The sequence below is a fragment of the Pseudomonas sp. GD04091 genome (genome assembly GCF_029836165.1).
Classification (GTDB): Bacteria; Pseudomonadota; Gammaproteobacteria; order Pseudomonadales; family Pseudomonadaceae; genus Aquipseudomonas.
In genome coordinates this window covers 134789-159707 of record NZ_JAOEBG010000001.1, presented here as the reverse complement: position 1 = coordinate 159707, position 24919 = coordinate 134789, and the positions used below count along the sequence as shown (strand labels likewise).

General features: G+C 65.2%; 23 protein-coding genes. 19 read left to right on the top strand and 4 right to left on the bottom strand.

What is annotated here, in order from left to right; genetic code table 11:
• Window positions 1-164: 164 nt before the first annotated feature.
• The 14 genes from flhA (at window position 165) to N7422_RS00615 (ending at window position 14296) form a co-directional block, all read left to right on the top strand.
• Window positions 165-2294, top strand: a complete 2130-nt coding sequence (gene flhA / locus N7422_RS00680) for a flagellar biosynthesis protein FlhA (RefSeq protein WP_279804625.1) — start codon at window positions 165-167, stop codon at window positions 2292-2294.
• Window positions 2295-2305: 11 nt separating this feature from the next.
• Complete coding sequence (flhF, locus tag N7422_RS00675; protein ID WP_279804623.1) at window positions 2306-3616, top strand: flagellar biosynthesis protein FlhF; 1311 nt, start codon at window positions 2306-2308, stop codon at window positions 3614-3616.
• Window positions 3617-3730: 114 nt separating this feature from the next.
• On the top strand, window positions 3731-4564 hold the full coding sequence (gene fleN / locus N7422_RS00670; protein ID WP_279804622.1) for a flagellar synthesis regulator FleN: 834 nt from the start codon (window positions 3731-3733) through the stop codon (window positions 4562-4564).
• Window positions 4561-5301 carry an RNA polymerase sigma factor FliA gene (fliA, locus tag N7422_RS00665; RefSeq protein ID WP_279804621.1) on the top strand — a complete coding sequence of 247 codons (741 nt, stop codon included), beginning with the start codon at window positions 4561-4563 and terminating at the stop codon, window positions 5299-5301. Before fleN ends, fliA begins: the two co-directional genes overlap by 4 nt.
• Before the next feature lie 103 nt (window positions 5302-5404).
• Window positions 5405-5779: a chemotaxis response regulator CheY gene (locus N7422_RS00660; RefSeq protein WP_279804620.1), complete on the top strand. Its 375-nt coding sequence runs from the start codon at window positions 5405-5407 to the stop codon at window positions 5777-5779.
• Between the two features lie 18 nt (window positions 5780-5797).
• Complete coding sequence (locus tag N7422_RS00655; RefSeq protein ID WP_279804619.1) at window positions 5798-6586, top strand: protein phosphatase CheZ; 789 nt, start codon at window positions 5798-5800, stop codon at window positions 6584-6586.
• A gap of 12 nt (window positions 6587-6598) precedes the next feature.
• The gene (locus tag N7422_RS00650) at window positions 6599-8806 is read left to right on the top strand and encodes a chemotaxis protein CheA (protein ID WP_279804618.1); all 2208 of its coding nucleotides are present in this window, start codon (window positions 6599-6601) and stop codon (window positions 8804-8806) included.
• 45 nt (window positions 8807-8851) lie between these two features.
• Window positions 8852-9976 (top strand): chemotaxis response regulator protein-glutamate methylesterase, encoded by a 1125-nt coding sequence (locus N7422_RS00645; protein ID WP_279804617.1) that lies wholly within the window; start codon window positions 8852-8854, stop codon window positions 9974-9976.
• Window positions 9976-10716, top strand: coding sequence for a flagellar motor protein (locus N7422_RS00640; RefSeq protein ID WP_279804616.1), 741 nt, complete (start codon window positions 9976-9978; stop codon window positions 10714-10716). The genes N7422_RS00645 and N7422_RS00640 overlap by 1 nt, the downstream gene beginning before the upstream one ends.
• A 3-nt stretch (window positions 10717-10719) precedes the next feature.
• Complete coding sequence (gene motD / locus N7422_RS00635; RefSeq protein ID WP_279804615.1) at window positions 10720-11577, top strand: flagellar motor protein MotD; 858 nt, start codon at window positions 10720-10722, stop codon at window positions 11575-11577.
• 78 nt (window positions 11578-11655) lie between these two features.
• On the top strand, window positions 11656-12444 hold the full coding sequence (locus N7422_RS00630) for a ParA family protein (protein ID WP_279804614.1): 789 nt from the start codon (window positions 11656-11658) through the stop codon (window positions 12442-12444).
• A complete protein-coding gene (locus N7422_RS00625; protein WP_279804613.1) occupies window positions 12444-13352 on the top strand; it encodes a CheW domain-containing protein in 909 nt (302 codons plus the stop codon). The genes N7422_RS00630 and N7422_RS00625 overlap by 1 nt, the downstream gene beginning before the upstream one ends.
• A gap of 67 nt (window positions 13353-13419) precedes the next feature.
• On the top strand, window positions 13420-13899 hold the full coding sequence (locus tag N7422_RS00620) for a chemotaxis protein CheW (protein WP_003254393.1): 480 nt from the start codon (window positions 13420-13422) through the stop codon (window positions 13897-13899).
• Between the two features lies 1 nt (window position 13900).
• Window positions 13901-14296, top strand: coding sequence for a DUF2802 domain-containing protein (locus N7422_RS00615; protein WP_279804609.1), 396 nt, complete (start codon window positions 13901-13903; stop codon window positions 14294-14296).
• Between the two features lie 81 nt (window positions 14297-14377).
• On the opposite strand, the gene N7422_RS00610 is transcribed toward N7422_RS00615, so the two are convergent.
• The 4 genes from N7422_RS00610 to N7422_RS00595 all read right to left on the bottom strand — a co-directional run bounded on the left by N7422_RS00610 (window position 14378) and on the right by N7422_RS00595 (window position 21940).
• The gene (locus N7422_RS00610; RefSeq protein WP_279804608.1) at window positions 14378-17107 is read right to left on the bottom strand and encodes a DUF6543 domain-containing protein; all 2730 of its coding nucleotides are present in this window, start codon (window positions 17105-17107) and stop codon (window positions 14378-14380) included.
• Window positions 17108-17230: 123 nt separating this feature from the next.
• A complete protein-coding gene (locus N7422_RS00605) occupies window positions 17231-19972 on the bottom strand; it encodes a DUF6543 domain-containing protein (RefSeq protein ID WP_279804607.1) in 2742 nt (913 codons plus the stop codon).
• Between the two features lie 61 nt (window positions 19973-20033).
• Complete coding sequence (locus N7422_RS00600; RefSeq protein WP_279804606.1) at window positions 20034-20375, bottom strand: EscU/YscU/HrcU family type III secretion system export apparatus switch protein; 342 nt, start codon at window positions 20373-20375, stop codon at window positions 20034-20036.
• Entirely contained in the window at window positions 20372-21940 is a 1569-nt protein-coding gene (locus N7422_RS00595; protein ID WP_279804605.1) for a flagellar hook-length control protein FliK, read from the bottom strand. The genes N7422_RS00600 and N7422_RS00595 overlap by 4 nt, the downstream gene beginning before the upstream one ends.
• A gap of 242 nt (window positions 21941-22182) precedes the next feature.
• Here N7422_RS00595 and ccmA point away from each other — a divergent pair, with 242 nt between their 5' ends.
• From ccmA to ccmE, 5 genes are read left to right on the top strand one after another with little or no spacing between them, the layout of a single operon-like run.
• Window positions 22183-22815, top strand: a complete 633-nt coding sequence (gene ccmA, locus N7422_RS00590; protein WP_279804604.1) for a cytochrome c biogenesis heme-transporting ATPase CcmA — start codon at window positions 22183-22185, stop codon at window positions 22813-22815.
• Window positions 22812-23480, top strand: a complete 669-nt coding sequence (gene ccmB, locus N7422_RS00585) for a heme exporter protein CcmB (protein WP_279804603.1) — start codon at window positions 22812-22814, stop codon at window positions 23478-23480. Before ccmA ends, ccmB begins: the two co-directional genes overlap by 4 nt.
• A gap of 46 nt (window positions 23481-23526) precedes the next feature.
• Entirely contained in the window at window positions 23527-24294 is a 768-nt protein-coding gene (locus N7422_RS00580; protein ID WP_279804602.1) for a heme ABC transporter permease, read from the top strand.
• Window positions 24291-24467 carry a heme exporter protein CcmD gene (gene ccmD, locus N7422_RS00575; RefSeq protein ID WP_046854700.1) on the top strand — a complete coding sequence of 59 codons (177 nt, stop codon included), beginning with the start codon at window positions 24291-24293 and terminating at the stop codon, window positions 24465-24467. The genes N7422_RS00580 and ccmD overlap by 4 nt, the downstream gene beginning before the upstream one ends.
• Entirely contained in the window at window positions 24464-24919 is a 456-nt protein-coding gene (gene ccmE, locus N7422_RS00570; protein WP_023632021.1) for a cytochrome c maturation protein CcmE, read from the top strand. Before ccmD ends, ccmE begins: the two co-directional genes overlap by 4 nt.

Below are 24919 nucleotides of genomic sequence, written 5' to 3'. Positions count from 1 at the left end.
CCATCGCCAATGAATGCGCATACAACCATCAAAACCAGCACGCTCGAACCGAAACCGAAACCGAAACCCCGATTTTCCCGCCCCCAGAAAAGTTGGAAAGCTTCTTGCAGAGGCAGCGCCAGGCGCCACCCAGGCGTCAAAGTTTTGCTTGAAGAGGAATCGCGGTGGATCGCACTCAGTTAATCAGCAACGCCCGTAACAACCTGGCCGGTCTCGGCCGGGGCAATGTCGGCGTGCCGCTGCTGCTGCTGGTGATGCTGGCAATGATGATGTTGCCGATCCCGCCGTTCCTGCTCGACGTGTTCTTCACCTTCAACATCGCCCTGTCGATCGTGGTCCTTTTGGTCTGCGTCTATGCCCTGCGCCCGCTGGACTTCGCCGCGTTCCCGACGATATTGCTGGTCGCGACCCTGCTGCGCCTGGCGCTGAACGTGGCATCCACCCGCGTGGTCATGCTCCACGGCCAGGAAGGCCACGGTGCCGCGGGCAAGGTGATCCAGGCCTTCGGTGAAGTGGTGATCGGCGGCAACTACGTGGTCGGCGCGGTGGTGTTCGCCATCCTCATGATCATCAACTTCGTGGTGGTGACCAAAGGTGCCGGCCGCATCTCCGAAGTGAGCGCCCGTTTCACCCTCGACGCGATGCCTGGCAAGCAGATGGCCATCGACGCCGATCTCAACGCCGGTCTGATCGACCAGGCCCAGGCCAAGGCCCGCCGCACCGAGGTCGCCCAGGAGGCCGAGTTCTACGGCTCCATGGACGGTGCCAGCAAGTTCGTTCGCGGCGACGCCATCGCCGGCCTGCTGATCCTGTTCATCAACCTGATCGGCGGCATGCTCATCGGCATGCTGCAGCACGGCATGACCTTCAGCGATGCCGGCAAGGTCTACGCCCTGTTGACCATCGGTGACGGTTTGGTGGCGCAATTGCCATCGCTGTTGCTGTCCACCGCCGCCGCGATCATGGTCACCCGGGCCTCGGGCTCGGAGGACATGGGCAAGCTCATCAACCGGCAGATGTTCGACTCGCCCAAGGCCCTGGCGGTCTCCGGCGCGCTGATGATCATCATGGGCCTGGTGCCGGGCATGCCCCACTTCGCCTTCCTCAGCCTGGGCGCACTGGCGGGCGGTGGCGCCTACTTCGTTTGGAAGAAGCAGCAGAAGGCCAAGCTCGCCGCCCAGCAGGAAGTCCAGCGCCAGCAGGACCTGCTGCCTTCGCCGCAGCGTGCGATGGAAACCAAGGAGCTGGGCTGGGACGACGTCACGCCCATCGACATGATCGGCCTCGAGGTCGGCTACCGCCTGATCCCGCTGGTGGATCGCAATCAAGGCGGGCAATTGCTGGCGCGGATCAAGGGCGTGCGCAAGAAGCTGTCCCAGGACCTGGGCTTCCTCATGCCCACTGTGCACATTCGCGACAACCTCGATCTGCAGCCCAGTGCCTATCGCCTGACGTTGATGGGGGTGATCCTGGCGGAGGCCGAGATCTACCCGGACCGCGAACTGGCGATCAACCCTGGCCAGGTGTTCGGCACCCTCAATGGTATCGCCGCGCGGGATCCGGCCTTCGGCCTGGAGGCTGTGTGGATCGATGTCGGCCAGCGCGCCCAGGCGCAGTCGCTGGGCTACACGGTGGTGGACGCCAGCACCGTGGTCGCCACCCACCTCAACCAGATCCTGCAGAAGCATTGCCATGAGCTGATCGGCCACGAGGAGGTTCAGCAACTGCTGCAGGTGCTGGCCAAGGCTTCGCCAAAACTGGCCGAGGAACTGGTGCCGGGTGTCATTTCCTTGTCGGGGTTGCTCAAGGTCTTGCAGGCGTTGCTTGCCGAGCAAGTGCCGGTGCGTGATATTCGCAGCATTGCCGAGGCCATCGCCAACAACGCGATGAAGAGTCAAGATACCGCCGCATTGGTGGCGGTGGTGCGGGTCGGATTGTGTCGCGCCATCGTGCAAAGCATTGTCGGCGTTGAGTCCGAGCTGCCTGTGATCACCCTGGAGCCAAGGTTGGAACAGATCTTGCTCAATAGTCTGCAAAGGGCCGGACAAGGTCAGGAAGAGGGCGTTCTTCTTGAGCCGAGCATGGCCGAGAAGCTTCAGCGTTCGTTGATCGAGGCGGCCCAGCGTCAGGAAATGCAGGGCCAACCGGCCATTCTTCTGGTGGCCGGCCCGATTCGCGCCATGCTGTCGCGTTTCGGCCGCCTGGCTGTACCGAATTTGCATGTTTTGGCGTATCAGGAAATACCTGACAACAAGCAAGTCACCATCGTTGCCACCGTGGGCCCCAACGGCTGAGGTAGTGGGTTATGCAAGTTAAGCGTTTTTTCGCCGCCGATATGCGTCAGGCCATGAAGCTGGTCCGGGATGAGCTCGGCTCCGATGCCGCCATCATCGGCAACCGGCGCATCGCCGGCGGTGTCGAACTGACGGCCGCGCTGGACTACAAGCTGTCCGCCCTGGCCCCGCGTGTGCCCAACGTCGAGCTCGAGGACGAGCTGCGCAAGACGCAGTCGCGCATCGTCACCGCCCAGGCCGAGCTGAGCGGACGCGGCGAGGCCAGCGAGGGCAACCGGCAACTGTTTGCCGGCCAGTCGCTGACGGCTGCCGAGCCGCTGATCGAGCCACATGCCGATGAGCCCGCGCCGGCGATCACGCCCGCCGCGGCGTCGGTCGACCCGCGCCTGTTCGATGCCATGCGCTGCGAACTCAACGGCCTGCGCGAACTGCTCGAAGTGCAGCTGGGGTCGCTTGCCTGGGGCCAGTTGCAGGGCAGCAAGCCGCAACAGGCCAACCTCTGGCGACGCCTGCAGCGTCTGGGGCTGTCCGGTGGGCTGGCTCGCGAGCTGCTTGAGCTCACGGCCGGAATCGACGAGCCGCGCCATGCCTGGCGCATGGTCCTGGCGCACCTGGCCCGCATGATCGATGTGCCCGAGATCGAACCGATCGAGGAGGGCGGGGTGATCGCCATGGTCGGCCCCGCCGGCATGGGCAAGACCACCACGCTGGCCAAGCTCGCCGCGCGCTATGTGCTCAAGTACGGCTCGAGCAATCTGGCGCTGGTGAGCATGGACAGCTTCCGCATTGGCGCCCAGGAGCAGCTCAAGACCCTCGGTCGCATCCTCAATGTGCCGGTCACCTATGTCGATCCGGGGGAGTCCCTGGCCCAGGCACTGGAGCCACTGCTGCGCAAGCGCGTGGTGCTGATCGACACCGCCGGCCTGCAGGCCAGCGACCCGGCCTTGCGCATGCAGCTGGAAACCCTGGCTGGACGCGGCATTGCCGCCAAGAATTACCTGGTGCTGGCAACCACCAGCCAGAAGCAGGTGCTCACCGCCGCCTACCACAGCTACAAGCGCTGTGGCCTGGCCGGGTGCATCCTGACCAAGCTCGATGAAACGGCGTGCCTCGGCGAAGTGCTGAGCCTTGCCATCAGTCATGAATTGCCGGTGGCCTATCTGACCGACGGGCCGCGCATTCCTGACGACCTGCAACTGCCGCGCAAGCACCAGCTGGTGAGCCGTGCCGTCAGTGTGCAGTTGCAGGACGAGCCCAGCGACGAGGCCATGGCCGACATGTTCGCTGATCTCTACCACAACCCTGGCAAGCGCGCGGGTTGAAGGTGAATACTGTGCAAAGTACCTACATCATGGGGTTGCCCGGCCTGTACGCGGCCTTGAGTGTTCAGCCCCTCATGTGGCCTGGGTCCAAGCGAGACAAGGTAAAGAACAGATATGGGTAGCATGCATCCCGTACAGGTAATCGCCGTGACCGGTGGCAAGGGTGGCGTCGGCAAGACTAACGTTTCAGTGAACCTGTCACTGGCGCTGGCCGAACTCGGCCGCCGGGTCATGTTGCTGGACGCCGACCTGGGCCTGGCCAATGTCGACGTGCTTTTGGGGCTCACGCCCAAGCGCACCCTCGCCGATGTCATCGAAGGGCGCTGCGAGCTGCGCGATGTCCTGCTGCAGGGGCCCGGCGGTGTGCGCATCGTGCCGGCGGCCTCTGGCACGCAGAGCATGGTGCATCTGGCGCCTGCGCAGCACGCCGGCCTGATCCAGGCCTTCAGCGACATCGGCGACAACCTCGATGTGCTGGTCATCGACACGGCCGCGGGCATCGGTGAATCGGTGGTCAGCTTCGTGCGCGCCGCGCAGGAAGTGCTGCTGGTGGTGTGCGACGAGCCGACCTCGATCACCGATGCCTACGCCCTGATCAAGCTGCTCAACCGCGACTACGGGATGAATCGATTCCGTGTGCTGGCCAACATGGCCCAGAGCCCGCAGGAGGGTCGCAACCTCTTCGCCAAGTTGACCAAGGTCACGGACCGCTTCCTCGACGTCGCCCTACAATACGTCGGCGCCGTGCCTTACGACGAATGTGTGCGCAAGGCGGTGCAGAAGCAGCGGGCGGTCTATGAAGCCTTCCCTCGGTCCAAGTGCGCGCTGGCCTTCAAGGCCATCGCGCAGAAGGTCGACAGCTGGCCGCTGCCTGCCAACCCGCGCGGACACCTTGAATTCTTCGTCGAGCGCCTGGTGCAGCCCACCAGTGCAGGGCCCGTCCTATGAGTGCGAGCGGCTTCAAGATGTACAGCAAGGCGTCCAAGGATGCTCAGTACGAGCTGATCGAACGCTACGCGCCGCTGGTCAAGCGTATCGCCTATCACCTGCTGGCGCGTTTGCCGGCCAACGTCCAGGTCGAAGACCTGATCCAGGCCGGCATGATCGGCCTGCTGGAAGTCGCCAACAAGTACGACGCCAGCAAGGGCGCAAGTTTCGAGACCTACGCCGGGATTCGCATTCGTGGCGCCATGCTCGACGAGGTGCGTAAGGGGGACTGGGCGCCGCGTTCGGTCCACCGCAACACGCGCATGGTCAGCGATGCGATCCGCTGTGTCGAAGCAAAGACAGGGCGCGACGCTAAAGATCACGAAGTTGCTGCCGAACTCCAATTGAGTCTCGATGATTACTACGGGATTCTGAACGACACCTTGGGCAGTCGCCTGTTCAGTTTCGACGACCTGCTGCAGGACGGCGAACACGAGGGGCTGCACGAGGATGGCGCCAGCGGCCAGCTGGAGCCATCGCGGGATCTGGAGGACGAGCGCTTCCAGGCCGCCCTGGCCGACGCGATCGCCAACCTGCCGGAGCGCGAGCGCCTGGTGCTGGCGCTGTACTACGACGAAGAGCTGAACCTCAAGGAAATCGGTGAGGTGCTGGGGGTCAGCGAATCGCGTGTCAGCCAGTTGCACAGCCAGTGCGCGGCGCGCCTGCGCAGCCGTCTGGGTGAATGGCGGGCGCGTTGAGCCGAGGTTCGATGCAGTCGTTTTTTGTGGTGCCGAATTGATTGACTGCGCGCTCGGCGCCGAGCGCGTTTAAGACTGCTTGGAGGTCTAATTGAACAAAGACATGAAAATCCTCATCGTTGACGATTTTTCGACGATGCGGCGGATCATCAAGAACCTGTTGCGTGACCTGGGCTTCACCAACACCTCGGAAGCCGACGATGGCAATACCGCGCTGCCGATGCTCGAGAGCGGGCACTTCGACTTCCTGGTAACCGACTGGAACATGCCCGGCATGTCCGGCATCGAGTTGCTGCGCAAGGTCCGCGCCGACGAACGCCTCAAGCACCTGCCGGTGCTGATGGTCACCGCCGAGGCCAAGCGCGAGCAGATCATCGAAGCGGCCCAGGCCGGGGTCAACGGCTACGTGGTCAAGCCTTTCACCGCCCAGGTGCTGAAAGAAAAGATCGAGAAGATCTTCGAACGCGTCAACAGCTGAGTCATGTCAGGGGGCGCCATGGAGTCACAGAACAACTCTCTGGGTGAGTTCGAATCAACCCTGAAAAAGCATGCCCAGGAATTGGTCGAGAGCCTTGAGCGCGGCCGGTTCGGTGAGGCCGTGCAGCTTATCCACCAGCTGAACCAGACCCGCGATCGCGGGTTGTATCAGGAGGTGGGCAAGCTGACCCGCGAGCTGCACAGCGCGATCGTCAGCTTCCAGATCGACCCGGCGATGCCGCAGGCCGAGGAAGTCTCGCAGATCACCGATGCCACCGAGCGCCTTTCCTACGTGGTTCGCCTCACCGAAGGCGCCGCCAACCGCACCATGGACCTGGTGGAGGAGAGCACCCCGGTGCTCAACGAGCTGGCGGCCGAGGCGCAGAACCTGTCCGCCGACTGGCAGCGCTTCATGCGCCGCGAGGTAGCGGCGCCGGAGTTCCGTGAGCTGGTCAAGCGCGTCGACAGTTTCCTGACGCACAGTGCCGAAGGCAATCGCAAGGTGGCCGGCCATCTCAACGACATTCTGCTGGCTCAGGACTATCAGGACCTGACCGGCCAGGTGATCAAGCGGGTGACCGCGCTGGTCACCGAAGTAGAAAGCAATCTGCTCAAGCTCGTGCTGATGGCAAGTCAGGTCGACCGCTTCGCCGGGATCGAACATGACCACCACCAGCTGCGTGCTGAAAAAGATCAAGAAAAACATCCGACTCGGGGTGAAGGTCCGCAGATTCATGCCGATAAGCGTGAAGACGTCGTATCCGGTCAGGACGATGTCGACGATCTGCTGTCCAGCCTGGGTTTTTAAGGAGCACGTTTAATGAGCTTCGGCGCCGATGAAGAAATCCTCCAGGATTTCCTGGTAGAAGCCGGCGAAATCCTCGAGCAACTGTCCGAGCAACTGGTCGAGCTGGAAAGCCGGCCCGATGACGCGGACCTGCTCAATGCGATTTTCCGCGGTTTCCACACTGTAAAAGGGGGCGCCGGCTTCCTTCAGCTCAACGAGCTGGTGGAGTGCTGCCATATCGCCGAGAACGTGTTCGACATCCTGCGCAAAGGTGAGCGCCGGGTCGATGCGGAACTGATGGACGTGGTGCTCGAGGCGCTCGACACGGTCAACAGCATGTTTGGCCAGGTGCGTGAGCGCACCGACGTCACGCCGGCTACACCCGAGCTGCTGGCGGCGCTGTCGCGCCTGGCCGAGCCAGGTGGCGCCGAAGCCCCGGCAGCGGTGGCCGAGGTCGCGCCGGTGGTCGCGGCGCCAGCCGCCGAGCCGGACATCACCGACACCGAGTTCGAACAGCTGCTCGACTCGCTCGATGCGGTCAAGGCGCAAGCTGCCGTCCATGAGCAGCTGCAGGGCGAGATCGTCAGCGGCGGGGGTGACGAGATCACCGACGCCGAATTCGAATCGCTGCTCGACCAGTTGCATGGCAAGGGCCAGTTCTCGCCGGAAACCGTCGTCAGCGAAGCCGCTGCTGTGGCCCCGGCCAGTGACGAGATCACCGACGACGAGTTCGAGTCGCTGCTCGACCAGTTGCATGGCAAGGGCACCTTCGCCGTCGATGCGCTGCCGGGTGCCGTGGCGCCTGCGGCCACCGCCGCGCCAGTTGCGGCCGATGAAAACATCACCGAGCACGAATTCGAAGCGCTGCTGGATCAGCTGCACGGCAAGGGCAAGTTCTCCGGTGACGCGGTCGCCGCCGAAGCGTCTGTCGCCGCCGTGGCCGCCGCACCTGCCGCGCCGAAGGCCGAGGTCAAGCCCGTCGCCAAGCCGGCTCCAGCCCCCGTGGCCGCCAAGCCTGCCGCCCCGACCCGCGCCCCGGCGCCGGCCGCCGACAAGCACGGCGCCAGCGAGGCGGAAACCACCGTGCGTGTCGATACCGCGCGCCTGGACGAGATCATGAACATGGTCGGCGAACTGGTGCTGGTGCGTAACCGCCTGGTGCGCCTGGGCCTGAACAGCGGCGACGAGGCCATGTCCAAGGCCGTGTCGAACCTCGACGTGGTCACCGCCGACCTGCAGACCGCGGTGATGAAGACCCGCATGCAGCCGATCAAGAAGGTCTTCGGGCGCTTCCCGCGCCTGGTTCGCGACCTGGCCCGGCAGCTGAAGAAAGAGATCAACCTGGAACTGGTCGGCGAAGAAACCGACCTGGACAAGAACCTCGTCGAGGCGCTGGCCGACCCGTTGGTGCACCTGGTGCGCAACGCCGTCGACCATGGCGTCGAGATGCCGGACGAGCGCGAGGCTTCCGGCAAGGCCCGCACGGGGCGCGTGGTGTTGTCCGCCGAGCAGGAGGGCGATCATATCCTGCTGTCGATCTCCGACGACGGCAAGGGCATGGACCCGGGCGTGCTGCGCGCCAAGGCCGTGGAAAAAGGCCTGATGGACAAGGACGCCGCCGATCGACTGAGCGAGTCCGACTGCTACAACCTGATCTTCGCCCCGGGCTTCTCGACCAAGACCGAGATTTCCGACGTGTCCGGCCGTGGCGTGGGCATGGACGTGGTGAAGACCAAGATTTCCCAGCTCAACGGCTCGATCAACATCTACTCGGCCAAGGGCCAGGGCTCGAAGATCGTCATCAAGGTACCGCTGACCCTGGCGATCATGCCGACGCTGATGGTGATGCTGGGCAACCAGGCCTTCGCCTTCCCGTTGGTCAACGTCAACGAGATCTTCCACCTCGACCTGTCGCGCACCAACGTGGTCGACGGTCAGGAGGTGGTCATCGTGCGCGACAAGGCGCTGCCGCTGTTCTACCTCAAGCGCTGGCTGGTCCAGGACCACGAGCACGAGGAGCAACGCGAGGGTCATGTGGTGATCCTCTCGGTCGGCACCCAGCGCATCGGCTTCGTCGTCGACCAGCTGGTGGGTCAGGAAGAGGTGGTGATCAAGCCGCTGGGCAAGATGCTGCAGGGCACCCCGGGCATGTCCGGCGCCACCATCACCGGTGACGGCCGCATCGCGCTGATCCTCGACGTTCCGAGCATGCTCAAGCGTTACGCCGCCCGGCGTATTTGATTTCGGCGGCACGCCCTGGCGGGCGTGCCGCCTAATGGAGTGTTTATGGCAGTCAAGGTCCTGGTGGTGGATGATTCCGGTTTCTTCCGCCGCCGCGTCTCGGAAATTCTCTCGGCGGACCCGACGATCCAGGTCGTGGGCACGGCGACCAACGGCAAGGAAGCGATCGACCAGGCGCTGGCGCTCAAGCCCGATGTCATCACCATGGACTACGAAATGCCCATGATGGACGGCATCACCGCGGTGCGGCACATCATGCAGCGCTGCCCGACGCCGGTGCTGATGTTCTCCTCGCTGACCCACGAAGGCGCCCGGGTCACCCTCGACGCCCTGGATGCCGGCGCGGTCGACTATCTGCCGAAGAACTTCGAGGACATTTCCCGCAACCCCGAGAAGGTCAAGCAGATGCTGTGCGAGAAGGTCCACACCATCTCGCGCAGCAATCGCCGTTTCAGCGCCTATGCCAGCCCGGCGCCCGCCGCGGCAGCGACGCCGGCCAGCAGCCACGCTCCTGCCAGCAGCTTCGCCGGCAGCACGCCGTCGCGCCCGGTGACCCCGACCCGTACCGCCACGCCGCCTGTCAGCCATTCGCCGGCGCCCAAGCGCAAGCCTTACAAGCTGGTCGCCATCGGCACCTCCACCGGCGGCCCGGTGGCCCTGCAGCGTGTGCTCACGCAGCTGCCGGCCAGTTTCCCGGCGCCTATCGTGCTGATCCAGCACATGCCCGCGGCCTTCACCAAGGCCTTCGCCGAGCGTCTGGACAAGCTGTGCAAGATCAGCGTCAAGGAAGCCGAGGATGGTGACGTGCTGCGCCCGGGACTGGCGCTGCTGGCTCCTGGCGGCAAGCAGATGATGGTCGACGGCCGAGGCACGGTGAAGATCCTGCCGGGTGATGAGCGCCTGAACTACAAGCCCTGCGTGGACATCACCTTCGGCTCCGCGGCCAAGTCCTACGGCGACAAGGTGCTCTCGGTGGTCCTCACTGGCATGGGCGCCGATGGCCGCGAGGGCGCGCGCCTGCTCAAGCAGGGTGGCAGCACCGTGTGGGCGCAGGATGAAGCCAGCTGTGTGATCTACGGCATGCCCATGGCCATCGTCAAGGCCAACCTGGCGGACGCCGTGTACAGCCTGGACGAGATCGGCAAGCACCTGGTCGAGGCGTGCGTCTGATGGATGTCCTGAGCCTTATCGGCCTGATCCTCGCGTTCGTCGCCATCGTCGGTGGCAACTTCCTCGAGGGCGGCCATGCCGGCGCGCTGCTCAACGGCCCGGCGGCCCTGATCGTGCTCGGCGGCACCCTGGCGGCGGCGTTGCTGCAGTCGCCGCTGTCGTCGTTCAAGCGCGCGCTGCAGATCGTGCGCTGGATCTTCTTCCCGCCGCGGGTGGACCTGGCCGGTGGCATCGACCGAGTGGTGAACTGGAGCCTGACCGCGCGCAAGGAGGGCCTGCTGGGCCTGGAAGGCGTGGCCGATGCCGAGCCTGATCCCTATGCGCGCAAGGGCCTGCAGCTGCTGGTCGATGGCGCCGAGCCCGAGGCCATCCGCAGCATCCTCGAGGTCGATTTCCTGACCCAGGAAAGCCGCGATATCCAGGCCGCCAAGGTGTTCGAGAGCATGGGCGGCTACGCGCCGACCATCGGCATCATCGGTGCGGTGATGGGCCTGATCCATGTGATGGGCAACCTGGCCGATCCGTCGCAGCTGGGCAACGGCATCGCCGTGGCCTTCGTCGCCACCATCTACGGCGTGGCCAGCGCCAACCTGATCCTGCTGCCGGTCGCCAACAAGCTCAAGGCCGTCACCCTGCGCCAGTCGCGCTACCGCGAGATGCTGCTCGAAGGCCTGCTGTCGATCGCCGAAGGCGAAAACCCACGCTCGATCGAGCTGAAGCTGCAAGGCTTCATGGAGTAAGCCATGGCTCGCCGTCGTCATACCGAGGAACACGAAAACCACGAGCGCTGGCTGGTGTCGTACGCCGACTTCATCACCTTGCTGTTCGCCTTCTTCGTGGTCATGTACTCGATTTCCTCGATCAACGAGGGCAAGTACAAGGTGATTTCCCAGGCGTTGCTCGGGGTGTTCAACGATCCTGACCGCAGCATGAAGCCGATCCCCATCGGTGAGGAACGGCCGCTCAGCGTCAAGCCGGCCGAGCCGCTGATCAAGGACAGCGAGCAGACCGACGCGGGATTGGCGCAGTCCAGTGTCGATCCGCTCAAGAGCATCAGCGACGACGTGCGCGATGCCTTCGGCGACCTGATCAAGTCCGACCAGATGACAGTGCGCGGCAACGAGCTGTGGGTGGAGATCGAGCTCAACTCCTCGCTGCTGTTCGCCAGCGCCGACGCGATGCCCAGCGATGTCGCCTTCGAAATCATCGAGAAGGTGGCGAAGATCCTCAAGCCGTTCGCCAACCCTGTGCATGTCGAGGGCTTCACCGACAACCTGCCGATCCGCACGGCGCAGTATCCGACCAACTGGGAGCTGTCGTCGGCGCGGGCCGCGAGCATCGTGCGGCTGCTGGCCATGGAAGGGGTCAACCCGGCGCGCATGGCGTCGGTCGGTTACGGCGAGTACCAGCCGGTGGCCAGCAACGACACCGCCGAAGGCCGGGCGCGCAACCGCCGCGTGGTGCTGGTGATCTCGCGCAATCTCGAAGTGCGCCGCAGCCTGACCGGTAGCGGCAGCGCCAATGCCACCCCGGATGCCGCGTTGCGACGGGCTGGCACACAAAGTGCACCAGCCACGCCAGCACCGTCGACCGGGGGTTGAATCCGTCAAATCCCCGTCACTGAATTTCACACCGGTCCCGGCAGGGCAGGCCGCCATCCCGGGAGGAAGCAACGCACGATGAGAGTCTGGGCAGTAGCCAATCAAAAGGGTGGCGTCGGCAAGACCACCACCACCATCGCCCTCGCTGGCCTGCTGGCCGAGGCGGGCAAGCGCGTGGTCGTCGTCGACCTCGACCCGCACGGCTCGATGACCAGCTACTTCGGGCACAACCCCGACGCGCTGGAGCACAGCTGCTACGACCTGTTCCTGCACAAGGGCGCGGTGCCCGAAGGCTTGCCGGGCCAGTTGTTGCTGCCCACCAGCGACGAGCGTATTTCGCTGCTGCCTTCGAGCACGGCGCTGGCCGTCCTGGAGCGGCAATCGCCGGGCCAGAGTGGCCTGGGCCTGGTGATCGCCAAGAGTCTGGCGCAGTTGTGGCAGGATTTCGACTTTGCCCTGATCGACAGCCCGCCCTTGCTTGGCGTGCTGATGGTCAACGCCCTGGCCGCCAGCCAGCAGTTGGTGATTCCGGTGCAGACCGAGTTTCTCGCGGTCAAGGGCCTGGAGCGCATGGTCAGCACCCTGGGCATGATCAACCGCTCACGCAAGCAGGCGCTGCCCTACCAGATCGTTCCGACCTTGTTCGACCGTCGCACCCAGGCCTCCCTCGGTACGTTGAAAGTCCTGCGCGATACCTACGGCGATCAGGTCTGGCAGGGGTATATCCCCGTCGACACCCGCCTGCGCGATGCCAGTCGCAATGGCCTCACGCCGTCGCAGTTCGATGGCAAGAGCCGTGGCGTGGTCGCCTACCGGGCGCTGCTCAAGCACCTGCTCACCTACCGTTCCTCGCTGCAGGTGGCGTGATGAATCAGGCCCGGCAAATCACCTCCAAGCCGCAGATGGCCCTGCAGTCCTATCTCGATGGATTGCTGCAGGAGGCCACCGAGTCCTTCGAACTGCCCGAGGCGGCCACGGAGCAGCCGCTCGAGCAGGCTGCCAGCGATGAATTCGAGGCGGCGGTCCGTGAAGAGCAGGTTCGCGATGCCAAGCGCCAGACGGTGCCTGATGTCCCCGCCGCACGGCCATTTGCCGAACCGCAGGCGAAGATCCTGCCGACCGTTCTGCCTCCGGTCCGGCCCGTGGAAGCGCCCGTGGTCAGCGTGGTCGACAGCGAGGTGGTGGCCGAAGCCAGCATTCCGTTGCTGATCGACAGCGGGGCCATCGAACCCGCGACGCCGCTGGTCGACCTGCATGTGCCGGCACCTGGCGCACCGACCCCGCCGGCCACGGTCGATGGGCGTCCGGCCTGGGCTGCCGAGCCTTTCGAGTGCCTGTTGTTCGACGTCGCCGGGCTGACCCTGGCGGTCCCGCTGGTGTGCCTGGGCTCGATCTACAGCCTGGCCGGCCAGGAGCTGACCCCGCTGTTCGGCCAGCCGGACTGGTTCCTGGGGATCCTCACTTGCCAGGCGGGCAACCTCAAGGTGCTGGACACCGCGCGCTGGGTGATGCCGGACCGCTACCGCGACGACTTCCGCCAGGGCCTGCAGTACGTGATTTCCGTCCAGGGCTACGAATGGGGGCTGGCGGTGCATCAGGTCAGCCGCTCGTTGCGCCTGGACCCGGCCGAGATCAAGTGGCGCAGCCAGCGCGGCCAGCGGCCATGGCTGGCCGGGACGGTGATCGAGCACATGTGCGCGCTGCTCGATGTCGCCGAACTGGCTGAGCTGATCGCCAGTGGCGCGGTCAAGCAGATGAACACCAAACACAACTGAATCAACGCCGCAACTGCCGCGGCTACACAGAGCACACCGCCGATGGCGGATTTTGAGGGCTAGGGGAATGAAAAAGTCGTCTGCACAAGGTTCCGAAGATCCGATCCTGCAGTGGGTCACCTTCCGTCTGGACAACGAGTCCTACGGCATCAATGTGATGCAGGTGCAGGAAGTCCTGCGTTACACCGAGATCGCTCCGGTGCCGGGTGCCCCCAGCTATGTACTGGGCATCATCAACCTGCGTGGCAACGTGGTGACGGTGATCGACACCCGCCAGCGCTTCGGTCTGATGCCGACCGAGGTCACCGACAACACCCGCATCGTGATCATCGAGGCGGACAAGCAGGTGGTCGGCATCCTCGTCGACAGCGTCGCCGAAGTGGTGTACCTGCGTCAGTCGGAAATCGAGACCGCGCCGAACGTCGGCAACGAAGAGTCGGCCAAGTTCATCCAGGGCGTCTGCAACAAGAACGGCGAGCTGCTGATTCTGGTCGAACTGGACAAGATGATGACCGAGGAAGAGTGGTCCGAGCTGGAGAACATCTGAGTTGATCTTCGAGGTTGCTGTCATCTTCCTGGCGTTGCTCTGGGCGCTGAGCCTGTGGTTCTTCCTCAACCACAGCAAGCGTCAGCGCGAGCTGGCCGCCCAGCAGGCGCAGGGTGATGCGCTGCGCGACCAGCGCATCAAGGACCTGGCCAAGCGCCTGGACGACTACCAGAACGGCACCGTGCGCATGGGCGAGGCGATCCATGAGCTGCGCGCGGTGGTGGCGCCGCTGCCCGAGAAGCTGCAGCAGCTCGAGCAACGCGACCCCAACAGCGTCACCTTCACCCAGGCGGCCAAACTGGTGGGCATGGGCGCGAGTGTCGAGGAACTGACTCAGACCTGCGGCCTGACCCAGGCCGAGGCGCAACTGATGAGCAAGTTGCATCGCGGTGACTGAGACGAACAAAGGCGACCCCGGGGTCGCCTTTGTTCATTTCGCCAGCATCAGCGGCTTACCTGCGGTGGCCTAGCGCTGGGCTCATGTGCGTGCCCATGAATGAAAACCACCCACCTTGGCGACGCGATTGAGCGGCAGCTCATCGTGAACGGTCTGGGTCACCGCGGTGATATCCAGGAACTGGGTCGCATTGACCTGCGGCATGCTGTACAGGTTGACGACCTGCCGCAGGGTACGCAGACGAGGCCATTGGCGATCGACGATGTCGGTCAGCAACGCCGGTCCGGTCAGGCGGCTCAGGCGGCCGGCGTAGCGATAGAAACCATCCGGGTCATCCGCCAGGCTTGGCCTGCTCTCGTAGAAGTCACGCTCGGCCAGGTAACGCACGCGCATTTCCTCGCCGATCAGCGCGAGCGTCGGATTGCCTGCATGGCTGCCGATCAGGCTGGTATTGAACAGGCAGTTCATGCGCATCTTTTCGTTGCTCATCGGCGGGGGCAGCAGCAGCCCGTCCTGGGTCGTCGCCAGGTCCAGCGTATCGATCGCCGCGCCTGCGCGTTCTCCGGTGGCAGCCAGGAAGGTGTCGTCCACGTCGACGTACAGCCCGCCCTCTTGAGCGAGCATCGGGTAGCGCAGCACATCCGAGGCCGAGGCATAGTTGCGGGCTACGCCACCATTGCCGTCCAGGGCTGCCTGATACTGTTCGAACGCCGGGCTTTGCCGGAACGCCTGGAAGAACGTCTGGTCCTCCAGCGGCATGACCGTCAGGCCAGGCGCTGCTTCAGCCAGTGCCCGCACGTTCTCCTCGTAGGCCGCAGGTGTCGCCTTGGAAAGAAACAGACGGTACTGGTAGGCGCTGTCTTTCAGGCACTGCACGTTCAGGCCGAGGTTGTTCAGCAGGCGTTCATCGATGTGCTGGTCACCCACCCAGAGCGAGGAAATCTTCTTGGGTATTGGCAACCGCTCGCCGGTCGGTGGTGCAGGCAACTCCACTGGGAGACTCAGCTCTATGCCCAGCGCCCGAAGACTGCGTTCGCGCATCGTGTTGGTTACCTGGCGTGTGGCAGCGTCGATGTGAATCAGATCCTTCTGACCGGCCTGGGCAATGTAGCAAGGTGGCTCGACGGCATTGACGTCATCCTCGAAGAGAAACGCGTCGCGCTCCAGGTCATAGACCATTTCGGCGTTGTAGCCGCCAATGGAGGCGTTGAGCAGGTCATGCTGACCGTCATAGCGCGGCACCCGCACGATGGAGCCCGCCACTGCCGGATCGCCACCGGCCAGCGGGGCGATGGCGTCGGGGTCGTTGAAGAACTCGGCAACGTCGATATCGGGCAGGTGTGGCGGGGAGACCGGGCTCAAGGGGTAGCCCAACTGATCGTTGACGCGGCTGGGGAATACGAAGTTGTCGCTCTTGATGCGGAACAGCACTTTCGCCTTGGCGACGCCTTCGAGCGCCAGGGGCACGGCGTTGAGCAGGCCGTAGCTGGCCTGCGCTACCCCTTCGGCCTGCGCGTTGGCATTCTTGCCATTGATGGCCTGGTCGAGCCCCAGGCCGAACTGCGCGGTGCCGGCCGCCGCGAACAGGGGCGCCAGCTCGGGCACGACCAGCACCAGGGGCGCCAGCAGGTTGATGGCCGAGGTCAGGTAGCCGCGCCATCTGGCCTTGAGCACGTCGTTGTTGCTGGTGATGACGAAGTCGGCGTCGGCCAGGCTGCGTTGCTTATGGCGCTTGGCCAGGGCCAGGAACAGATCGCCCCTGAGCGCCGGGTTGTATTTGCCGGGGCGGTAGTTGACGTAGGTGAGAGGCGGCCAGGCGCCGTTGGTGGTGAAGCCGGGGCGTTCGGGGGGCAGACGGTGGATGGCCGGGTAGATGGCCAGGCCTTCGAGGGCGGTGTCCAGGCCACTGAAGTCCAGGCCGTCGGGGGTGTCGGCCAGGGCGAAATGGCCGCGTAGCGCCTCACGGGTCTCAACCCGGCGGCACTGCGCGCCGACCCAAGCCTTCAACGCCCGGCGATCGGCAAACTCATGCAGGGGGGACGCGTTGCCGGGAATGTACAGCAGCACTGGGCCGGTGTTGCTGTCGCTGATCAGCACCAGGTCGGTAGCCGCGTAACCGTAGATGTTCATGGCGCGGGCCTGGTAACCCGGCCCACGTTTCGCGATGCCCGCCGCTTGCCAGGCCAGGCGCCGGCCGACATCGCTGAGGCTGCCTTCGCTCACCTGCTTGTTGCAGGCCGCGATGAAACCGATTTTCGCCGCCAGGCGGTAGTGTTCCAGCCCATCGGCCCAGTAGTGCTCCAGCAATGACTTGTAGCGCTGGCGAAAATCCAGGTGCCAGACGAATGACTGGAATGCTTCGGCCGACACCGGCAGGTGGGTGCTGGCGTCGTAGCGCTGAGGACTGCTGCGCCTGAACAGGCCGTTGAAGACGGCATGGTCGGCGCCTGGCAGCCAGGGGCTGTGGGGGGCCAGGCGATCGACCACGGTGATGCCCGACGCCGGCAACTCACCGGCCCAGGGGCCGCCGAGCAGATCGCCGAACACGTCATTGGCCGACTCACCTTGCCAGTCGCCGAGCACCGCCTGGGCCAGGGACATCTGGCCGGCGACGATACCGATCCAACCCTTGGCGCCATCCGCGCGATAGTGCAGGGTGGCCACCAGGGTGTCGTCGGGGTCGAGCGCCATGCCCCGATCCTTGCCCCATTGGCGGACGGCCTTGGCGGCCTCGAGGTCGGGGCGCGGAAAGTTGGCGAGATGGCTGCGAACGAACTGTCCGGCTTTGCTGTTGCTGGGTTGCCTGTGCATGGGCATGAGCTCCTGAGCGTTGCGAGGAACGCCAAGGTGTCATGCGGGTATCTGCGCGGGTGGTATTTACGTCAAGCGCCCAGGGCGGGCAGGGCGAGTGCTCGGGACACTCGCCCCCGGCGTTCAGGTCTTGTACCAGCTGTGCGCGTGGCCCACCCCCGCGACATGGTTCAAGGGCAGGTACTGATTGAACAGTTGGTCCAGTTGCTTGATGTTGAGATAGCGACTGGCATCTCGCACGGGCGAGACCATCAGGTTGCAGGCCTCTCGCAACTGCCTGAGCCAGGGCAGCTTGCGATCGATCACGTCATTCAGCACCCCCGGGCCGGTCAACTGATTCAGCTGGCGGGCATAGTCGAGGAAGGCCCGGGGGGCGGCCTGGCGGTCAGGGTGCTGGTCGTAGAACGTCCTGGCACGGGTATAGCGCCAGAACATTTCCTCGGAAATGGCGTCCAGCGTCGGGTTGTCCGGGTGGCTGCCGATCAGGCTGGTGTTGTACTTGATGTACATGCCCAGCATGTCATTGGAGACCGGAGGGCTGAGCAGCAGTCCATCCTGGGTGGTTTCCAGTGGCTGGGTGACGACAGGCGCGGGGGCCGAGGCTGAGGCCGCCGGATGCAGCATGTCATCGGCATCGATGTACAGGCCGCCCAGGCGCTTGAGCGCGCGATAGCGCAGGATGTCACTGGCTGAGCTGAAGTTCGTCGCCACCCCGCCATTGCCGTCGATGGCGGCGTGGAACTGGCTGAAGTAGGGACTGCCCAGGAACTCGCGATAGAACGGCTGTTCCTCCAGTGGCAGTACGCTGAGGCCTGGGGCCTGCGCCGTGAGCAGCGCGAGGTTGCACGCATAGGCCTCGGAGGACCGGGTGGACAGGAACAGACGGTATTCCAGGCCGCTGTCGTGCATGATGCTGGCGTTGTGCGCGATGGCGGCCAGGTAAGGCTGGCCGATGACCTTGTCGCCGACCCACAGGCTGAACAAGTGGCGAGGAATGGCGGTGCGTTCCAGCGCGGCCAGCGACGCGAAGTCCAGGGGCAGTTCGAGATGAATGCCCAGGGCGCGAAGCGTGCGCACGCGTGCGGCATCGGTCACCTGGCGCGGGCCCGGCATGACCCTTGTCAGGCCTGGCCCGTTGTCGTTCGGGACGGCGTAGTGGCGTGGTTCGCGCAGGCGCCCTTCACCCTGCTTGATGAAGCTGTCGCTGGCGATCTCGTATTCCACGTCCGACTGCCTCAGTTCACCGTCCTCCTCGATCCACGCCTTGAAGCGATGCCGCAGGGCGGCGTCCACCCGGGTCAACAGGTACTTGAGGGCATGGCCTGGCGCTGGCGACAGTGTCTGCTGTTCGCGAAAGGCCAGTTCGAAGCCCTCGCTCCCGGCGGAAGGCGAGACCGCGCCTGTCGCCTCGTCCCGCGCATCGAACAGGCTGCGGGCGGGAAAGAAACCGGGGCGACGGTAGGCGAAGACCTTGGGCACCCCAGGCAATGCGGGAAGTACCGCGGGCAGCGCATTGAGCAGGCCGAAGACCTGCTCCTCGACGCCTTCGACCTTGGCCTGCAGGGTCTTGCCGTTGATCACCTGGTCCAGCCCCATGCTGAACTCGACGAGCCCGCCGAGTGCCAGCAAGGGCGCCAGCTCCGGAACCACCAGGGCGAGCGGGGCCAGCAGGGTCAGGCTGCTGTGCAGGTAGTTGTGCAGGCGTGTTACTTCGATCTGCGCGTTGCTGGTGATCTGGTTGTCGGCATCCTCATAGGCCCGGGCTTTCAGGTGCTCGGCCAGTGTCGCGAACAGATCGCCTTGAATGATCGGGCTGTAGTGGTCGGCCCGGTAGTTGATCATGTCGTCCGGGCGCCACAGTCCGCTGGTGGCGAAGCCGTTGTGATCGACCGAGAAACGATGGGCCCTGGGGTACAGCGCCAGCCCCGCCAGGGCGGTTTCCAGGCCGCTGTAGTCCAGGCCATCCGGCCAGTCCGCCGGGCTGAATGCGTTTTGCAGGACCCGGCGGCGCGCGGGGTTGCGGCACTGGCTGGCGAACCAGGTCTTCATCGCGCTGGCACTGGCGAACTCGTGCAGCGGCGACGAATTGCCCGGGATGTAGAGCACGTTCAGGTCACTGCGGCTGTCGCTCAGGCAGACGATCGAGGAGGAGGCATAGCCATAGACATTGAGCATGCGCCGTTGCACGGCAGTGCCTGCGTCCGGCAGCAGCCCCGCCGCCTGCCACACCAGGCGCTGGGCGGGCTGCGACAGGCTGCCTGCCGCCACCTGACGGTTGCAGGCCGTGATCAGGGAGATTTTCAGGGCGCGCTGGTACAGCGCCAGGTTGCTTTTCCAGTACCGGTCGAGGCTGTCTCTGAACTGCTCGTGGAACTGCTGGTTCCAGACGAACGCCTGGAAATCCTCGGCGCGCACGGGCAGCAGCGTGTCAGGTGCGAGGCGCAGCGGTGTGGTGCGCTGGTACAGGCCATTGAATACCAGGTAGCCGCTGCTGTTGTCGAACAGGCCGGGCTCTTCGAGTCGTTCGACCAGCGTCAGGGGGCCCATGGGCGCCAGACCGGCCCAGTCCCCGATGTGCAGGCTGGCATAACCGCTGGCCGTCTCGCCCTGCCAGTTGCTCAGCAAGGCTTGTGGCAGGCCGAGGCGCTTGGTGATGACTGCGGCCTCCTGGAAGTGCTTGCGCCCTTCGCCCAGGGGCTCGAACTGGTAGTGCAGGGTTACGGCGTCTATCTCATCTGGCGTCAGGCTGACGCCTTGGCGGGTCAGCCAGCCGGCCAGAGCCTCTCGCGCGGCCTGGATGGGATGGGGGAAGTCGTTCAGTGCCACCCGCGCCAGCGCCAGGCCTGAAATGGATGTGTCGGTCATGCGTTCAACCCTTGAGTGAGTGGAGTTCTCAAGGGTCAGTGATGGCGCCGGCGACCGGGCACTAGTTATTGCTGTGGGGCGCTGGCAGGTGCAACAGGGCTGGGGTGACGTCGCGCTCAGAAGGCGAGTCCTGGAAGCCCACCGGTACCCGACCGCGCAGTTGCCAGGCGAAGGCGATGATCTCGGCAATGGTCAGGTACAGCGCTTCGGGGATCTGCTCGCCCAGCTCCAGGCGGGCCAGCAGGCGCACCAGCTCGGGATTCTCGTAGATCGGCACCTCGTGCTCGCGGGCGAGGGCGATGATGGCCTCGGCCAGTTCGTCGTCGCCCTTGGCGCTCAGCGTCGGGGCCTGTTGGCCGTCATAGCTCAGGGCGATGGCCTGGCGCGGTGGCTTGTGCTTCATGCGGTCTCGTCCACCCAGCGTTGTTCTAGGCGTGTGCGCGGGCCTTGCGGCGGGATGCCGGGGTGGCACTCCAGGTCGCCGACGTCCAGCCCCCGGGCCAGCAGGCGATCGCGCAGGGTGCTCAGTTGGCTGTCGATCAGGCGGGCGGTGCTTTCCTGTTGTGCCCAGAGCTGGCCCGACAGCCGGCCCTGCACCAGTTGTGCCTGGACTTGCAGCGGGCCCAGTGGCGAGAGGTCGAAGGCCAGTTCGATACGCCACAGCGCCTCGAGCGGTTCGTGTTGCTCGCGCTCACGGTCGGCCTGCTGTTTCGGCGTTTCCTCGCGCTGCAGCTTGACTTGCAGCGGGACGAACTCCTGGCCATGACGCACAGGGACCTCGGTTTGCCAGGTGGTCTGCTGGTTGCCGTTCTCCAGGGTGCCGCTCTGCTGCAGGCTGGACAGCGCATGGCTCTGCAGGCGCGATATGGCGGCAGCGGCCAGGCGCAGCAGTTGCTGCAGGTCGCTTTCGCTTTCCAGCATCTGCAACAGGCGCGAGGGCAGGGGGAAGGCGCTGGGTTGTGGGCGCGGGCTGACCTGGCCGAGCATGCCCAGGGCGCTGCGCGCCAGGCCGGGGAAGACCTGAGCGAGGGCGCCGGGGTGCAGCGCCGGTGTCGATGGCGCAGGGGCGGATCCACTGGGCGCGGCCTGGGCCATCAGCCTGACCAGCTGCGCCTTGAGATCGGGCGCGACACCACTGGCCAGGCCGCCGAGCAGCTTGGACTCGAGGAACGCGCCACTGTTGTCGAGCGCCTGGGCCAGGCTCTTGGCGTCGCCCAGTTGGCGAGCCTCTGGAAGGCTGGCGAGCAGGCGTTCGGCACTGGCGCGCAACTCGACACCGGCGTCGGGGGCGCTGGCGACTCGCTGAAGGAGGTTGAGCACGCCCGGCAACGAGGCCTGCTGGTTCTGTTGGGACGACAGGTGCTGAGTGATGGCCAGCTGATCCTGGCGGCCGCTCAGGGGCACGAATCGCAGGGATTGATCGCCCTGTACCTGGGCGCTTAGCAGGCTGCCGACAGCGAGTCGACGCGGGCTGTCGATGGCCAGGGTGGCGCCGGCCTGACTACTGTTGAGCAGGCTGACCAGCGAGCGGAAGCTGACAGGCGCCGAGGGCGTCGGTGGCAACGCCTGGCTGGTCAGGACCTTGCCCTGCAGGAGTGTGCCAACCGGCATCTGGCGGGTGTCCAGCTGGGTGAGGACCGCGACATTGCTCGCGTTGGCCTGCTGCACCATCACCGCCAGGCGGGTGCCATCGGTCTGGCTGACGGTGATCTGGCTGCCAGGGAGCATGGGCTGGCTGGCGCTGGTCAGGAGCTGGGTCTGGTTGCCATTGGCCTGGGTGAGCCGCAGCAGCATCTGGAAGTCCTGACCGACCTGGCGCAGCGTCACGACTTCGGCGCTCGCCGTCTCGCCGGGTGCCAGCAGGCCGGGCTGGGCCTGCAGCAGGCGCAGCAGTTCGCCGGTCATGGCAGCCCGTGTGGCCTGGGGACTTAGCGCAGTTTGTGCGGCGAGACTATTGATTTCAGTCATGATTGTATACAACCTGTCGGACCAGCCCTCGTGGCAGCGCGGCGGTGCGTGTAATAATGCCGCGCGCCTGACTGCCAGTATAACGGCAGGACCGAGGGCGACTTGAGACACAAGGCCCAGCATCGGTGGCGCCTGCTTCGCGGGCAAGCCCGCTCCCACAGGGATCTGCCGACTCTGTGGGGGCGGGCTTGCCCGCAAAGCAGGCGACGCCTGACATGAGCCCAACCGCATAAGGCAAAACCGTGACCCTTCACCTCCAAGCCGTGGGCCTGGCCTGCGAGCGCGACTGGCGGCTGTTGTTCGAGCACCTGCACTTCGAACTGCAGCCCGGCGACATGCTGCAGATCGCCGGCCCCAACGGCAGTGGCAAGACCAGCCTGCTGCGCCTGCTGGCCGGGCTGATGCAACCCACCGCCGGGCAGATCCTGCTGAGCGGCCAGCCATTGGCCGAACAGCGCCATGCGCTGGCCAGCATCCTGCTGTGGATCGGCCATGCGGCCGGGATCAAGGACCTGCTCAGCGCCGAAGAGAACCTCGCCTGGCTCTGTGCCTTGCATCAGCCGGCCAGCCGCGACGCCATCTGGCAGGCGCTGGAGGCGGTCGGCCTGCGTGGTTTCGAGGACGTGCCCTGTCACACCTTGTCGGCCGGCCAGCAACGCCGTGTCGCCCTGGCCCGGTTGTACCTGGACAGCCCGCCGCTGTGGATTCTCGACGAACCGTTCACCGCCCTCGACAAGCAGGGTGTCGCGCAGCTCGAAGCGCACCTGGCGGCGCATTGCGAGCAGGGCGGCACGGTCGTGCTGACCACCCACCACACGCTCGAGCGCAAGCCCTCCGGCTACCGCGAGCTGAACCTGGGGCAGTGGGCCGCATGAGCGTATTCCTGTTACTGCTGCGCCGTGAGGCGCGCCTGTTGTTCCGCCGCCCGGCCGAGCTGGCCAACCCGCTGGTGTTCTTTGCCATCGTCGTCGCCCTGTTCCCGCTGGCGGTCGGTCCCGAGACGCAATTGTTGCAAACCTTGTCGCCCGGACTGGTCTGGGTCGCGGCCTTGCTGGCGGTGCTGCTGTCGCTCGACGGGCTGTTTCGCAGCGATTTCGAGGATGGTTCGCTGGAGCAGTGGGTACTGTCACCGCACCCGCTGGCCATGCTGGTGCTGGCCAAGGTGCTGGCGCACTGGATCTTTTCCGGCCTCGCGCTGGTATTGTTGGCGCCGCTGCTGGCGTTGATGCTGGGCTTGCCGACCAGTTGCCTGCCGGTGCTGCTCGCCTCCCTGCTGCTGGGCACCCCGGTGCTGAGCCTGTTGGGCGCGGTGGGTGCGGCGCTCACGGTCGGGCTCAAGCGCGGTGGGTTGCTGCTGGCATTGCTGATTCTGCCGTTGTATATCCCTGTATTGATCCTGGGCAGTGGTGCGTTGCAGGCGGCGTTGCAGAATATGCCGGCCACCGGTCATCTGCTCTGGCTCGCCAGCCTGACGGCCCTGGCGGTGACACTGGCACCCTTTGCGATCGCCGCCGGGCTGAAGATCAGCGTCGGCGAATAACGAGTCCCGGGCATCGCAGCCCGGCCAATACCCTGGATGTACCCTGATGAAAATTAGCTGGACGTGGTTCCACAAACTGGGTTCCCCCAAATGGTTCTATGCCATCAGCGGCCGCATGCTGCCATGGCTGACCGTTTCCGCCATTCTCCTGCTGCTGGTCGGCACCGTCTGGGGCCTGGCCTTCGCGCCCCAGGACTACCAGCAGGGCAACAGTTTCCGCATCATTTATATCCACGTGCCGGCGGCGATGCTGGCGCAGTCCTGCTACGTCCTGCTGGCCGTGGCCGGCGTGGTCGGCCTGGTGTGGAAGATGAAACTGGCCGACGTCGCCCTGCAGTGCGCCGCGCCCATCGGCGCCTGGATGACCGCCGTGGCGCTGGTGACCGGGGCGATCTGGGGCAAGCCGACCTGGGGCAGCTGGTGGGTCTGGGACGCACGCCTGACGTCCATGCTGATCCTGCTGTTCCTCTATTTCGGCATCATCGCCCTGGGCCAGGCGATCAGTAACCGCGACAGCGCGGCCAAGGCCTGCGCGGTGCTGGCGATCGTCGGGGTGGTGAACATCCCGATCATCAAGTACTCGGTGGAGTGGTGGAACACCCTGCACCAGGGCGCCACCTTCACCCTGACCGAAAAACCGGCGATGCCGGCCGAAATGTGGCTGCCGCTGCTGCTGACGGCGCTGGGTTTCTATTGCTTCTTCGGCGCCGTGCTGTTGCTGCGCATGCGCCTGGAAGTGCTCAAGCGCGAAGCGCGCGCCAGTTGGGTCAAGGATGAGGTGTTGAGCCACCTTGGGCGGGAGACGGCACGATGAGCTTCGCGTCCTTCAGTGATTTCCTCGCCATGGGCCACCATGGCCTGTACGTCTGGTCGGCCTACGGCATCTGCCTGGCGGTGCTGGCGCTCAATGTCGCCGCCCCCCTGCTGGCCCGTCGTCGCTACCTGCAAGAAGAGGCGCGTCGTCTGCGCCGGGAGAACAAACCGTGAATCCGCAGCGCAAGAAACGCCTGTTCATCATTCTCGGCCTGCTGGCCGGTGTCGGCGTCGCCGTGGGCTTTGCCCTGAGCGCGCTGCAGCAGAACATCAACCTGTTCTACACCCCTACGCAGATCGCCAACGGTGAAGCACCGCTGGATACCCGCATCCGCGCTGGCGGGATGGTCGAGAAGGGCTCGGTGCAGCGTTCGGCGGATTCGCTGGACGTACGCTTCGTGGTCACCGACTACTCCAAGTCGGTGCCGATCACCTACCGCGGCATCCTCCCCGACCTGTTCCGCGAAGGGCAGGGCATCGTCGCCCTCGGCAAGCTCAATGCCGACGGCGTGGTGGTGGCTGACGAGGTCCTGGCCAAGCACGACGAGAAATACATGCCGCCGGAGGTCACCAAGGCCTTGAAGGAAAGCGGCCAGGCGGCCAGCGATGCGGGGGCCAAGCCATGA

Coding starts and splice junctions, on each gene's coding strand:
- flhF (WP_279804623.1), top strand. CDS start 2,306: ATGCAAGTTAAGCGTTTTTTCGCCGCCGATATGCGTCAGGCCATGAAG.
- fleN (WP_279804622.1), top strand. CDS start 3,731: ATGGGTAGCATGCATCCCGTACAGGTAATCGCCGTGACCGGTGGCAAG.
- fliA (WP_279804621.1), top strand. CDS start 4,561: ATGAGTGCGAGCGGCTTCAAGATGTACAGCAAGGCGTCCAAGGATGCT.
- N7422_RS00660 (WP_279804620.1), top strand. CDS start 5,405: ATGAAAATCCTCATCGTTGACGATTTTTCGACGATGCGGCGGATCATC.
- N7422_RS00655 (WP_279804619.1), top strand. CDS start 5,798: ATGGAGTCACAGAACAACTCTCTGGGTGAGTTCGAATCAACCCTGAAA.
- N7422_RS00650 (WP_279804618.1), top strand. CDS start 6,599: ATGAGCTTCGGCGCCGATGAAGAAATCCTCCAGGATTTCCTGGTAGAA.
- N7422_RS00645 (WP_279804617.1), top strand. CDS start 8,852: ATGGCAGTCAAGGTCCTGGTGGTGGATGATTCCGGTTTCTTCCGCCGC.
- N7422_RS00640 (WP_279804616.1), top strand. CDS start 9,976: ATGGATGTCCTGAGCCTTATCGGCCTGATCCTCGCGTTCGTCGCCATC.
- motD (WP_279804615.1), top strand. CDS start 10,720: ATGGCTCGCCGTCGTCATACCGAGGAACACGAAAACCACGAGCGCTGG.
- N7422_RS00630 (WP_279804614.1), top strand. CDS start 11,656: ATGAGAGTCTGGGCAGTAGCCAATCAAAAGGGTGGCGTCGGCAAGACC.
- N7422_RS00625 (WP_279804613.1), top strand. CDS start 12,444: ATGAATCAGGCCCGGCAAATCACCTCCAAGCCGCAGATGGCCCTGCAG.
- N7422_RS00620 (WP_003254393.1), top strand. CDS start 13,420: ATGAAAAAGTCGTCTGCACAAGGTTCCGAAGATCCGATCCTGCAGTGG.
- N7422_RS00610 (WP_279804608.1), bottom strand. CDS start 17,107: ATGCACAGGCAACCCAGCAACAGCAAAGCCGGACAGTTCGTTCGCAGC.
- N7422_RS00605 (WP_279804607.1), bottom strand. CDS start 19,972: ATGACCGACACATCCATTTCAGGCCTGGCGCTGGCGCGGGTGGCACTG.
- N7422_RS00600 (WP_279804606.1), bottom strand. CDS start 20,375: ATGAAGCACAAGCCACCGCGCCAGGCCATCGCCCTGAGCTATGACGGC.
- N7422_RS00595 (WP_279804605.1), bottom strand. CDS start 21,940: ATGACTGAAATCAATAGTCTCGCCGCACAAACTGCGCTAAGTCCCCAG.
- ccmB (WP_279804603.1), top strand. CDS start 22,812: ATGAGCGTATTCCTGTTACTGCTGCGCCGTGAGGCGCGCCTGTTGTTC.
- N7422_RS00580 (WP_279804602.1), top strand. CDS start 23,527: ATGAAAATTAGCTGGACGTGGTTCCACAAACTGGGTTCCCCCAAATGG.
- ccmD (WP_046854700.1), top strand. CDS start 24,291: ATGAGCTTCGCGTCCTTCAGTGATTTCCTCGCCATGGGCCACCATGGC.